This is a genomic window from Curtobacterium sp. Arg-1 (genome assembly GCF_025643395.1).
Lineage (GTDB): Bacteria > Actinomycetota > Actinomycetes > Actinomycetales > Microbacteriaceae > Curtobacterium > Curtobacterium poinsettiae.
The window spans coordinates 2,483,876-2,496,328 of the sequence record NZ_CP095731.1; the positions used below are offsets into that span (position 1 = coordinate 2,483,876).

Below are 12,453 nucleotides of genomic sequence, written 5' to 3' on the forward strand. Positions count from 1 at the left end.
CCGTGTCAGCGACCGTCGCCGTCGGGGTCGATGCCCGAGTCGAGCCCCGGGAGGATCCCGTCCTCGACGGCCCGACGCAGCAGGTCGACCTTCGTCGGGGCCGGACGGCCGACCTCGACGTACTTCACCCGGATCCGGTCGAGGTACTCACGCGCCGTCGAGTAGCCGATGCCGAGCTGCTGGGCGGCGAGCTTGAGCGGGAGCCCCGAGGCGTAGAGGTGCAGGATCTCGCGCTCGCGGCGGCCGAGCTGCGCCTTCGCGAAGTCACGGTCGGCGTCGATGGCGCTCGCCCACTCGAGGTTGTTGAGCACGTCGCCCCGAGCGACGGTGGCGACCGCGGCCATCACCGTCTTGGTGGCGGAGGACTTCGGGATGACGCCGGCAGCCCCTGCTGCGAGCGCCTCACGCACGTTGGCGACCCGGTCCGCGATGGAGTGCACGAGCACCGCCGATCCCGTCCCCTGCACGCCCTTGACGTTCTCGGTGACGGTCGAGCCGTCACCGAGGGACAGGTCGAGGACGACGACGTCGACCTCTCGCCCGTCGAGGTTCTGGACGTACTCGGGGACGCTGGCGGCGGTGAGCACCACCTCGAACCCCTCGTTCTGGCACGCCGCCTGGATCCCGAGTCGGACGGACTCGTGGTCGTCGACGATCGCGACCCGGACCGGCCTGGTGGCCGCCCCTGACGTCTCGGTGCTGGTGGTTGTCGTTCCTGCTGCCACTGTGGCCTCTCGTTCCGATGCGCGACGCCGGCCCCTGAAACCGGAGTGCCATCAACGACCCAGGATACCCAGCCCGGACTCAGGTGCGGGGCTTCTCGGCCGCGCCACGCTGGTCGGTCCGCCTATTGGTGGACACCCCGACACGCAAGGAACGGCGGTCGAACGAGCCCCGGCCCTCAGCGCGTGGGGACCAGGCGCGCGACGGCTTCCAGGTGGTGGGTGTGCGGGAACAGGTCGAAGGCCCGCAGGGCCTCGAGCCGGTACCCCAGGTCGGCGAACGTCGCGACGTCGCGTGCCAGTGCCACCGGGTCGCACGCCACGTAGACGACCTGCTCCGGCTGGAGCGCGGCGATCTGCACGACCACGTCCCGCCCGGCGCCGGAGCGCGGCGGGTCGAGCACGACCGTGCCGGCGCGGAAGCGGTCCTTCTCGGCGCGCGAGGCGTTGGCCACGGTGTTCGTCAGCCAGCGGTCGACCCGGCCGGTCTCGGCACGTGCGCCGAGCCACTCGGACAGGTTCTCCTGCGCGTGCTCGGTGGCACGGGCGGCGCTCTCGACGCTCGTGATGCGCGCCTTCGGGCCGACCAGGTCGCCGAGTGCGGCGGCGAGCAGACCGACACCGCCGTACAGGTCGAGGTGGGTGCCCTCGGGGTCGAGGCGGTCGCGGTCGACCAGGTCCTGCACGGCCTCGGTCAGCACGGAAGCGGCGGCACGGTGCACCTGCCAGAACCCGTTGTCGTCGACCTGGAAGGTGCGCTCCCCCACGACCTCGGTCACCACGGTGGGCTTCTGGTCGTCGATGACGAGCCGTGCCCCCTCGGAACCGCTCGGCGCGAGGACGTCGATGACCGACGAGCCCGGCAGCGCACCACGGCCGAGCGGGGCGCTCTGCTGCACGACGGCGGTCGCGAGCGGCAGGCTGGCGACGGGGATCACGGAGTGGGAGCGGGCAGCGAAGGGGCCGGCGGTGCCCTGCTCGTCGACGTGCAGTCGGACACGGGTGCGCCAGCCGAGGCCGTTCGCCGCGTCGTCGCCGGGCGCGGCCTCGACGACGACGTCGTGGCCGAGCACCTCGGAGAGGTCCATCCGCGCGAAGCGTGCGAACGAGTCGACGAGGACGTCGTGCTTCAGCGTGCGCTGGTGTGCGAGGGCGATGTGGCCGAACTCGGCACCGCCCGGGCGCGTCTCGGGGTCGCGATCGAGGGCTGCCTCGGGCCACACGTGGTCGACGCGGTGCTCGCTCGGCGTCAGGACACGGACCGTGTCGGCGCGCCAGAACGACTTCTTGCGGTCCTCGGTCACCCGGGCGACGACGCGCTCCCCGGGGATCGCGTCCGAGACGAAGACCACCCGTCCTTCGTGCCGTGCCACCGAGATGCCGCCGTGGGCGATCCCGGTGACGTCGAGTTCGAGCAGCGTGCCGACGGATTCACCCATGGTGAGATGGTCCCATGCGTCTGTACCTCGCGAGTACATCCCCCGCCCGCCGAGCACTCCTCGCCCAGTCCGGGATCGAACCCGTCCTCGTGTCCCCCGGGGTCGACGAGGACGCCGTCGGCGCCGACGCCGCGGCATCGCTCGGCCGCGACCTGACCGGTCCGGAACTCGTCTCGCTCCTCGCCGTCGCGAAGGCGTCGGCCGTCGCGGACGCCACGGTGGCCGGGTCGCCGGTCGACGGGGTCGTGTTCGGCGGCGACTCCGCCTTCGAGGTCGACGGGCAGCTGTACGGCAAGCCGCACGACCCGGAGGTCGCGCGCGAGCGCTGGCGGCAGATGCTGGCCGCCGGCGGCGGCACGCTGTGGAGCGGGCACTGCGTGATCGACCGGCGACGGGACGACCGGCGCCCGGACCTGGAGCCGACCACGGGACGGCCTGGAGGCACGGGACCGGCCCGCACCGTGCCTCCCGTCCGGTCCCTGGTCACGTCCGCCGCCGGCGTCCCCGAGCTCGGCGACGTCGCCCCCGGCGGGTCGGCGCTGGCCGCCGACGGCGACCGCGTGGTCGCCGTCGACAGCGCGGTGCTGACCTTCGCCGACGACGTGTCCCCCGACGAGATCGACGCGTACGTCGCGACCGGCGAGCCGCTCGAGGTCGCCGGCGCGTTCACCATCGACGGCCGGGCCGCCGCGTACATCACGCGGATCGAGGGGGCACCGTCCGCGGTGATCGGGATGTCCCTGCCGATGCTGCGCTCGATGCTCCTGCGTGGCTTCGGCATCGACTGGCACGATCTGTGGGCACTGTAGACATCCGCACCTGATCCGGGTGCTTCTTTGTGGGCGTCAGTCAAAACGCACGCACGCCGCACGAATACGCTGCTGTGTCATGCCCCGTATCAGCAAGGTCCTCATCGCGAACCGCGGCGAGATCGCCGTCCGCATCATCCGCGCGGCCCGCGACGCGGGCAAGGCATCGGTCGCGGTCTACGCCGACCAGGACCGCGATGCCCAGCACGCCCGCCTCGCCGACGAGGCCTACGCGCTGAACGGCACCACGAGCGCCGACACGTACCTGGTCATCGACAAGATCATCTCGGTCGCCCGCCGCTCCGGTGCGGACGCCGTGCACCCGGGCTACGGGTTCCTTGCCGAGAACGCCGACTTCGCCCGCGCCGTCATCGACGCCGGGCTCGTCTGGATCGGACCGTCGCCGGACTCGATCGAGCGCCTCGGTGACAAGGTCTCCGCGCGCCACGTCGCCGAGAAGGTCGGCGCGCCGCTCGCTCCCGGCACCATCGAGCCCGTCAAGGACGCCTCCGAGGTCATCGCGTTCGCCGACGAGGTCGGCCTGCCGGTCGCCATCAAGGCGGCGTTCGGTGGCGGTGGCCGCGGGCTGAAGGTCGCACGGACCCGCGACGAGGTCGCCTCGCAGTTCGAGTCCGCCACGCGCGAGGCGATCGCCGCGTTCGGTCGCGGCGAGTGCTTCGTCGAGAAGTACCTGGACAAGCCGCGCCACGTCGAGACCCAGTGCCTGGCGGACGAGCACGGCAACGTCGTCGTGGTCTCCACCCGCGACTGCTCGCTGCAGCGTCGCCACCAGAAGCTCGTCGAGGAAGCCCCGGCGCCGTACCTGACGCCCGAGCAGCAGACCGCGCTGTACGAGTCGTCGAAGGCGATCCTGCGCGAGGTCGGCTACGTCGGTGCCGGCACCTGCGAGTTCCTCATCGGCGCCGACGGCACCGTGTCGTTCCTCGAGGTGAACACCCGCCTGCAGGTCGAGCACTGCGTGTCCGAAGAGGTCACCGGCATCGACCTGGTGCGCGAGCAGTTCCGCATCGCCGAGGGCGGCGTGCTCGACTACTCGGACCCGGAACCGCGTGGACACTCGTTCGAGTTCCGCATCAACGGCGAGGACCCGGGCCGCAACTTCTTCCCCGCGCCCGGCCCCGTGCACGCGTTCAACGCACCGTCCGGCCCCGGCGTCCGCGTCGACTCGGGTGTCGTCGCGGGTGACGTCGTGTCCGGCTCGTTCGACTCGATGCTCGCGAAGCTGATCGTCACCGGCGCCACCCGTACCGAGGCGCTCGAGCGTTCCCGACGCGCACTGGCCGAGTTCGAGGTCACCGGCCTGCCGACCGTGCTCCCGTTCCACCGTGCCGTGGTGTCCGACCCGGCGTTCGCGACCGACGACTCCTCGCCGTTCTCGGTGTACACGCAGTGGATCGAGACCGACTTCGTCAACGAGATCCCGGCGTGGAGCGGCTCCCCCGAGGAACTGCCGGCCCCGGCTGCGCGCGACAGCGTCGTCGTCGAGGTGCAGGGCAAGCGCATCGAGGTCACCATGCCGTCGATCGTCGGTGGCGGTGCTGCCGGTGCCGGTGTCGCCGGTCGTCGTCCCGCCGGGCCAACCGCTCCCCCGAAGCGCCGCTCATCGGCCGTCCGTGGCGGTCTGGCGAAGTCCGGGTCGTCCGTGGCGTCGCCCATGCAGGCCACCGTGGTGAAGCTCGCGGTCGCCGAGGGTGACACCGTGGTGAAGGGCGACCTGCTCGTCGTGCTCGAGGCCATGAAGATGGAGCAGCCCGTGCAGGCCCACAAGGACGGTGTCGTCACCGGGCTGAACGCCCCGGTCGGCCAGACGGTCTCGTCCGGTCACGTGCTGCTCGAGCTCGCGTAGCGCGCGGGTTCCCTCCCGTCCGCTCGAGCCGCGCCCCGCTGCGGTCATCGCGCCCCGACTCTTCGGGGCGCGATGACCATCAGAGGGCGCGGCTCGCAGCATGACGCCAGGCGGCACCCCAGTCCGGACCGAGCGGCACCCCAGCGTCGTGCAGGATCCGTGGGAGCTGCCCCGCGGGCATCGCGTCCGACCACATCACTCGTGCGAAGCCGTTGACCCCACGGCGGCGGCGGAGACGGTCCTCACGGCGCTTCTCGTCGACCAGGGCGTCTGCCGCTGTCCGCCCTCGCCGCGGGTCGTCGAACTTCACCCGACCGTCGAACTCGACGATCACCCCGGCTTCCGCGAACCACAGGTCCACCCGGTCGCGGAGCATGCCGTCGTGCCGGAACTCCTGCTGCAGCACCGGGTCCGGAGCGCCGAGCACGTGCGCACCCCATCGTGTGATGCTCTCCCCCGGTGACTCGGCGAGCGGGTCCGCGTGCTCGACCAGATCCCGCGCGCGTCGATGCCCCCGAGCACGGCGATTCCCCAGTGCTTCGAGGATCGTCGCCCGCTCGACGCCTCGCCGCAGGACCGCGTCGAGCACGACGATGGCACACCACGGGTGTTCGCGGAGGGCGACGTCGACCGCCGTCTCGGTCAACGTCGTGACGGGCACGCCGTCGACCTGGACGGAGGACGGTCGCCGGCCGGCGCTGCCGACGCGTTGGATGCTCCGCTTGACCTGGCCCCGGTCCCGGGACGGATCGGTCACCGTGACACGCTCGCCGAACACCCCGATCCACGGAAGTCCGAGCATGGCGACCGCCGACCGGTGTGACACCACGACGGAGCCCCTCCCGCCGCCGAGCACACTCCGCACGAGCATGCGGTGTCGTTCGCGTCCCGTCATGGACGCCCACTCACCCGACCCGACGTACGTGCCACGGTGCACCCGGACGAGGGCGCCGGCATCCGCTGCGCGGCGGATCGCCGACGCACGACCTGGGTCCTGCCCGAGGCCGACGGTCGAGATGCGGTCGTGGTCCATGCTCCGATGATCGCGACGCACGGGCCACCGTGGGCGGGGTCCGCGCGATCTGTGGACAGGCCGCGGGGCAACGCGCCCCGCTGCGGGCGTTGCGCCCCGAAGAGTCGGGGCGCAATGCCCGCAGCGGGGCGCAACACGAACGAGCAGGGCGCGAGCAGGGCGCGACGCGAACGAGCGGAAGCCCACCCCGCCCTAGGACACCAGGGGGCGCACGGCGTCGGCGATGGCGTCGACCAGGCGCTGGGCCTCGGCGGGGGTGTCCGCGACGGTGTCGATGTAGACCTTCACCTTGGGCTCGGTCCCGCTCGGGCGGACGATCACCCGTGCGTCGCCGGCCAGGTCGTAGCGCAGGATGTCCGACGGCGGGAAGCCCTGCACCCCGTCCGAGTAGTCCGTCACCGTGTGCACGTCGAGGCCACCGAGGGACGCAGGCGGCGTGGACCGGAGCGACGCCATGACCTCGCCGATGCGCGACAGGTCGTCGACCCGGGTCGCGACCTGCCCCGAGGCGAACGCCCCGAACTCGGCGGCGAAGGCGTCGAGCTGCCCGGCGATCGACGATCCGGCCGCGGCGAGGTCCGACGCCAACGACAGCAGCTCCAGCGCCGCCGAGATGCCGTCCTTGTCGCGCACGACCGACGGGTCGACCAGGTAGCCCAGGGCCTCCTCGTAGCCGAACAGCAGCCCGGGCACCCGCGACACCCACTTGAAGCCGGTCAGGGTGTCGCGGTACTCCAGCCCGTGGCGCGCAGCCACCCGGGCCAACGCTGGCGACGAGACGATCGACGCAGCGAGGGTGCCGGTCGCGCCGGACTCGGACGCCCGTGCAGCGGCCCGCCACCCCAGCAACCAGCCGACCTCGTTGCCCGACAGCCGACGGTACGACCGCGCACCGACGTCCGAGGCGGTCGGGATCGCGAGCGCGAGCCGGTCGGCGTCGGGGTCGTTCGCGATCACCAGGTCGGCACCGACGGCGACACCACGGGCGATCGCCAGGTCCATCGCGCCCGGTTCCTCGGGGTTCGGGAAGGACACCGTGGGGAACGCACCGTCGGGATCGATCTGCTCCGGGACGACCGCCGGCTCGGCGAACCCTGCCGCGGCGAACACCGCACGCGCGGTCTCCCACCCGACGCCGTGCATGGCCGTGTAGACGACCTTCGGCTGCTCGTCGACCGGGAGCGCCGGAGCGGGCACGATCGCGGCTGTGGCGGCCACGTAGGCATCGACCAGGGCCGACGTCGCGACGGTGTAGTCCGTGCCGCGCGGCAGATCGGCGACCGAACCAGCGGCGACCGCGTCGATGGCGGCCGCGATCTCGCCGTCGACGGGCGGCACGATCTGCGAACCGTCGTCGTCCTGTCCGAGGTAGACCTTGTACCCGTTGTCCCGCGGCGGGTTGTGGCTCGCCGTCACCATGACGCCGGCACCGACGTCGAGGTGCCGGACGGCGAACGCGAGCACCGGCGTCGGCAGGGCCGAGGGCAGCAGGGTGACCTCGAGTCCGAGACCCCGCATGACCTCGGCGGAGTCGCGCGCGAAGACGTCCGAGTTCACCCGGCCGTCGTAGCCGATGACGACACTCGGCGAACGCCCGGTCTCGATCAGGAACCGTGCGAGCCCCGCCGCCGCCTGGGTCACGACGACACGGTTCATCCGCAGCGGGCCCCAGCCGAGCTCGGCGCGGAGTCCGGCGGTGCCGAACTGCAGTCGCCCGTCGAACCGCTCGGCGAGCGCCCGGACCGCGGGACCGTCACCGTCGGCGGCCTCGTCGATCGCCGCGGCCAGCTCGTCGCGGGTCTCCGGGTCGGGGTCCTGCGCCAGCCACGCCCGCGCGGTGCCGAGCACCCGGTCGAGGTCGAGCTTCACGACGCCGGCTGCCCGAGTGCGGTGACGACGCGTGCGAGCAGGTCCGCGATCACCGGCTCCGCCTGCTTGCCCGCCTCGAGCACCTCGGTGTGCGACAGCGGCGTCTTCTGGATGCCGGCGGCGAGGTTCGTGATGAGCGAGAACCCGAGGACCTCCATGCCGGCCTGGCGGGCAGCGATGGCCTCGAGCGCGGTCGACATGCCGACGATGTGCCCGCCGATGGCCTTCGCCATCTGGACCTCGGCCGGGGTCTCGTAGTGCGGGCCGCGGAACTGCGTGTACACGCCCTCGTCGAGCGACGGGTCGACCGTCCGGGCCATCTCACGCAGGCGCGCCGAGTACAGGTCGGTCAGGTCGATGAACGTCGCGCCCTCGAGTGGGCTGTCGGCGGTCAGGTTGATGTGGTCGCTGATGAGCACCGGGGTGCCGGGCGTCCAGTGTTCCTTGATGCCACCGGCACCGTTGGTCAGCACCATGATCGAGGCACCCGTCGCCGCGGCGGTGCGGACGCTGTGCACGACCCGGCGGACGCCGTGACCCTCGTAGTAGTGCGTGCGGGCGCCGATGACGAGCGCGTGGCGGCCGTCGGCGAGGCGGATCGACCGGATCGTGCCGGAGTGTCCGGGGACGGCCGAGGCGCTGAAGCCGGGGACCTGGTCGGCCGGGATCTCGGACACGGTCTCACCGATGATGTCGGCGGCCTTGCCCCAACCCGAACCGAGGGTCAGTGCGATGTCGTGCCGCTCGATGCCTGACTGTTCGGCGATGACGGCGGCGGCGTCCCGCGCGACCTCGAACGGGTCGGCAGCGGGGTCGTTCAGCGGGTTCTCGGTGCTCATGCCCCAACTCTAAAGGGCGCACTACGCGCTCAGTGCTCGCCGAGCGCCCGGTCGACCGCCGCCGTGATCTCGCCCTGGTCGAAGTGGTTCTTGATCACGATCACCTCGGCGTAGGTGTCCCCGATCGCCTCGACGAACTCCTGACTCGTCAGGATCACGTTGGCGTCGTCGGAGACGTCCCGCACCGATGCGACGTCCGCAGCGACGACGGACGCCGACAGCCCGAGGGTGTCGAGCGCCTTCTCGGCGTTCACCTTGAGGATGCCGCTCGACCCGATGCCGGCACCGCAGATGGTCACGATCTTCACGCGGAGACCCCCATGATCGCGCGGACCTCGTCCGCCGTGGTCGCCGCCGCGATCCGCCCGGTGACGGTGGCGTCGTTGAACAGGTTCGCGATCTCGCCGATCGACTCCAGGTGGGTGCCGACCTCGGCCACCGCGAGCCCGAGCACGACACGGACGGGGTCGTTGTGCGGGTGGCCGAACGCCACCGGCGATGCGAGCGTCACGACCGCGAGTCCGTCCCGCACCACGGCGCCACCGGGCCGGGCATGCGCGAACGCGAGCCCCGGCGAGATGACGATGTACGGCCCGTGTTCCTCGACCATGCCGATCATGGCGTCGGTGTACTCGTCGGTGGTGGCGCCCGACGCGACGAGCGCACCGCCGACCAGGCGCATCGCGTCACGCCATGCGGGCGCGTCCGCACCGAGGAGGACGGCGGTGTCCGGCAGCGGCGGCAGTCCCATGCGTCAGGCCTCCTGGTACCCGGCCGTGATGGTGGCGATGATCTCCTCGCGGTCCTCGAGCGGCAGGAACGAGCCGAGCGCGGCGTTGATCTGGAACGCCGCCAGGTCGTCGAGGTCGTAGCCGAACGTGCCGGCGAGCAGTGCGAGCTCCTTCGACAGCGAAGTGCCGCTCATCAGGCGGTTGTCGGTGTTCACCGTGACGCGGAAGCCGAGCTGGTAGAGCACGTCGAACGGGTGGTCGGCGAGGTCGTCGCCCCACGCGGCGATCGCCCCGGTCTGCAGGTTGGACGACGGCGAGACCTCGAGCGGGATCTCACGGTCACGGACCCACGAGGCGACCTCGCCCAGGGAGGCCAGCGTCGAGCCGTCCCCGGCGTCGGACAGGGCGACGTCCTCGAAGATGCGGACGCCGTGTCCGAGGCGGAGCGCCCGGCCGTCGACGAGCGCGGAGCGGATCGAGGCGAGTCCGTCGGCTTCGCCCGCGTGGACGGTGACCGGGAACAGCTCGGAGGCCAGGTGGTCGAAGGCTGCGCGGTGGTTCGAGGCGGGGAACCCGGCTTCGGCGCCGGCGATGTCGAAGCCGACGACCCCGGCGTCGCGGTGCCGGACGGCGAGTTCAGCGATCTCGAGCGACCGGTCGGCGTGCCGCATCGCGGTGACGAGCTGGCCGACACGGATGCGCCCACCGGCGGCGTCGACGGCTTCCTCGATGCCGACCTGCACCGCCTCGACCGTCTGGTCGAGCGTCAGCCCGCCCTGCAGGTGCTGCTCCGGCGCCCAGCGGACCTCGCCGTAGACGACGCCGTCGGTGACCAGGTCCTCGACGAACTCGCGGGCGACGCGGGTGAGCTGCGGTGCGGTCTGCATGACGGACGTGGTCACGTCGAACGTCTTCAGGTACTCGACGAGCGAGCCGGAGTTCGACTGGTCGGCGAACCACTGCCCGAGCTCTCCCGGGTCGGTGGTGGGGAGCGTGACACCCGCCGAGGCTGCGAGCTCGATGATGGTAGCGGGACGCAGGCCGCCGTCGAGGTGGTCGTGCAGCGAGACCTTCGGCAGGTCGTTGATGACCGCCCCGGCGTCGGGCAGGCGGTAGGTCGGGGCGTCGGCGCTCATTCCCCCAGGCTATCGGTGGTCACCGCCGCCGCGCAGGCACCTGTGCACAACCCACAACGGAAGACACTGGAGGCTCCCCACAGCTGTGCAGGGAGCCTCCGGTCGGCCGGGTGGCCGGGTTCAGGACCCGATGCGCTCGCGCACGATCGGACCACGTGCTGCGGCGGGAGAGTCCGCCGAGCCGATCGCCCACGCCCCCTCGAGCGACTCCAGCGCGCGCGGGATCCGCGACGCGTCATCGGAGTGCAGCGTCCACAGCGGCTGCCCCTCGGTCACGGTGTCCCCCGGCTTGACGTGCAGCTCGATGCCCGCACCGGCCTGCACCGGGTCCTGCGCACGGGCACGACCGGCTCCGAGCCGCCAGGCCGAGACGCCGAACGGCAGCGCGTCCTGCTGCGTGAGGACCCCGGACGTCGGCGCGGTCACGACGTGCTGTTCCCGGGCGACGGGCAGCGCCGCGGACGGGTCCCCGCCCTGCGCCTCGATCATCCGACGCCACGTGTCCATGGCCCGGCCGTCGGCGAGTGCCGCAGCGGGGTCGGCGTCGGGCAGTCCGGCGAGCGTCAGCATCTCGCTCGCGAGTGCCACGGTCAGCTCGACGACGTCGGCCGGTCCGCCACCGGCGAGCACCTCGACCGACTCCCGCACCTCGAGCGCGTTGCCGATCGTCAGTCCGAGCGGGACCTCCATGTCGGTCAGCAGCGCCGAGGTCGCCACCCCGGCGTCGTTGCCGAGGTCGACCATGGTCTGCGCGAGCTCCTTCGACGCCTCGTACGTCGGCATGAACGCGCCGGACCCGAACTTGACGTCGAGCACGAGCGCACCGGTGCCCTCGGCGATCTTCTTCGACATGATGCTCGACGCGATGAGCGGGATGCACTCGACGGTGCCGGTGATGTCGCGGAGCGCGTAGAGCTTCTTGTCCGCGGGGGCCAGCCCGGACCCGGCGGCGCAGATGACCGCGCCGACGTCCTGCAGCACCTGCATCATGCGGTCGTTCGAGATCGACGCCTGCCACCCGGGGATCGACTCGAGCTTGTCGAGCGTGCCGCCCGTGTGCCCGAGTCCGCGGCCCGACAGCTGCGGCACGGCGACGCCGAACGACGCCACCAGGGGTGCCAGCGGCAGGGTGATCTTGTCGCCGACCCCGCCGGTGGAGTGCTTGTCGACCGTCGTCTTGCCGAGCGACGAGAACGACATCCGCTCCCCCGACGCGATCATCGCGAGCGTGAGGTCCTTGATCTCGCGCCGCTCCATGCCGTTCAGGAAGATCGCCATCGCCATCGCGGCCATCTGCGGGTCCTCGACGTAGCCGCGGGTGTACGCGTCGACGAGCCAGTCCACCTCGGCGGTGCTCAGCGCGCCGCCGGAGCGCTTCGTACGGATGAGGTCGACGGTGTCGAACGGCTCGACTGCCATGTCAGTGCTCCTGCTGGTAGGTGGCGAGGGTGCGCGGCCCGAAGGCGTCCGGCAGGACCTCGTCGATGGTGCGGATGCCGGAGAGCGTCTCGAGGAGCATGCCCTCGGTGGAGTGCTCGAACAGCAGCTGGCGGCAGCGCCCGCACGGCATCAGGGTCGCCCCGTCGCCGTCGACGCACGTGAACGCGACGAGCTTGCCGCCGCCGGTCATGTGCAGCTGCGACACGAGCGAGCACTCGGCGCAGAGCGTCACCCCGTAGCTCGCGTTCTCGATGTTGCAGCCGGAGACGATCCGGCCGTCGTCGGTGAGCGCCGCGGCGCCCACCGGGAACGACGAGTACGGCGCGTAGGCGCGCCGCATCGCGGCCGTGGCGGCGTCCCGCAGGGCGCCCCAGTCCACGTCGTCGGCCGGGAGGCCCGTGGCCGCGTCCGTCAGGTCGGTGGCGGTGACCCCCTGGTCACCCGCAGCGTGCGTGTCGGTCATGTGTCGTGCCTCCAGGCCGGTGGGTGGTTCGCAAAACACCGGTGTTCGTCGATCGAACACCCGCGAACCGCGGTGCGGAGCACGAACACCGGTGTCTTGCGGAAG

Annotated in this window: 12 protein-coding genes; 2 read left to right on the plus strand and 10 right to left on the minus strand. The window is 71.9% G+C overall.

Annotated features, from left to right (window positions below):
* Positions 1-5: 5 nt before the first annotated feature.
* Together MXD64_RS11705 and MXD64_RS11710 are read right to left on the minus strand one after the other, a co-directional pair.
* A complete protein-coding gene (locus MXD64_RS11705) occupies positions 6-725 on the minus strand; it encodes a response regulator transcription factor (RefSeq protein WP_017888757.1) in 720 nt (239 codons plus the stop codon).
* 176 nt (positions 726-901) lie between these two features.
* Positions 902-2,161 carry a class I SAM-dependent RNA methyltransferase gene (locus MXD64_RS11710; RefSeq protein ID WP_263136482.1) on the minus strand — a complete coding sequence of 420 codons (1,260 nt, stop codon included), beginning with the start codon at positions 2,159-2,161 and terminating at the stop codon, positions 902-904.
* Between the two features lie 14 nt (positions 2,162-2,175).
* Between MXD64_RS11710 and MXD64_RS11715 the strand changes: the two genes are divergently transcribed.
* Together MXD64_RS11715 and MXD64_RS11720 are read left to right on the plus strand one after the other, a co-directional pair.
* Positions 2,176-2,970 (plus strand): Maf family protein, encoded by a 795-nt coding sequence (locus tag MXD64_RS11715; protein WP_263136483.1) that lies wholly within the window; start codon positions 2,176-2,178, stop codon positions 2,968-2,970.
* Positions 2,971-3,049: 79 nt separating this feature from the next.
* Positions 3,050-4,837, plus strand: coding sequence for an acetyl/propionyl/methylcrotonyl-CoA carboxylase subunit alpha (locus MXD64_RS11720; RefSeq protein WP_259552798.1), 1,788 nt, complete (start codon positions 3,050-3,052; stop codon positions 4,835-4,837).
* A gap of 79 nt (positions 4,838-4,916) precedes the next feature.
* On the opposite strand, the gene MXD64_RS11725 is transcribed toward MXD64_RS11720, so the two are convergent.
* The 8 genes from MXD64_RS11725 to MXD64_RS11760 form a co-directional block, all read right to left on the minus strand.
* Complete coding sequence (locus MXD64_RS11725; protein ID WP_140449300.1) at positions 4,917-5,870, minus strand: hypothetical protein; 954 nt, start codon at positions 5,868-5,870, stop codon at positions 4,917-4,919.
* A gap of 192 nt (positions 5,871-6,062) precedes the next feature.
* Positions 6,063-7,739, minus strand: a complete 1,677-nt coding sequence (locus MXD64_RS11730; RefSeq protein ID WP_262117763.1) for a phospho-sugar mutase — start codon at positions 7,737-7,739, stop codon at positions 6,063-6,065.
* The gene (locus MXD64_RS11735; protein WP_056070821.1) at positions 7,736-8,578 is read right to left on the minus strand and encodes a purine-nucleoside phosphorylase; all 843 of its coding nucleotides are present in this window, start codon (positions 8,576-8,578) and stop codon (positions 7,736-7,738) included. Before MXD64_RS11735 ends, MXD64_RS11730 begins: the two co-directional genes overlap by 4 nt.
* Before the next feature lie 29 nt (positions 8,579-8,607).
* Positions 8,608-8,886: a PTS sugar transporter subunit IIB gene (locus tag MXD64_RS11740; protein WP_017888750.1), complete on the minus strand. Its 279-nt coding sequence runs from the start codon at positions 8,884-8,886 to the stop codon at positions 8,608-8,610.
* Positions 8,883-9,329, minus strand: coding sequence for a PTS sugar transporter subunit IIA (locus tag MXD64_RS11745; protein ID WP_140448904.1), 447 nt, complete (start codon positions 9,327-9,329; stop codon positions 8,883-8,885). The genes MXD64_RS11740 and MXD64_RS11745 overlap by 4 nt, the downstream gene beginning before the upstream one ends.
* 3 nt (positions 9,330-9,332) lie before the next feature.
* On the minus strand, positions 9,333-10,445 hold the full coding sequence (locus MXD64_RS11750; protein WP_263136485.1) for an adenosine deaminase: 1,113 nt from the start codon (positions 10,443-10,445) through the stop codon (positions 9,333-9,335).
* A gap of 120 nt (positions 10,446-10,565) precedes the next feature.
* Positions 10,566-11,864, minus strand: a complete 1,299-nt coding sequence (locus MXD64_RS11755; RefSeq protein ID WP_042538834.1) for a thymidine phosphorylase — start codon at positions 11,862-11,864, stop codon at positions 10,566-10,568.
* 1 nt (position 11,865) lies between these two features.
* Complete coding sequence (locus tag MXD64_RS11760; protein ID WP_017888746.1) at positions 11,866-12,348, minus strand: cytidine deaminase; 483 nt, start codon at positions 12,346-12,348, stop codon at positions 11,866-11,868.
* Positions 12,349-12,453 lie beyond the last annotated feature (105 nt).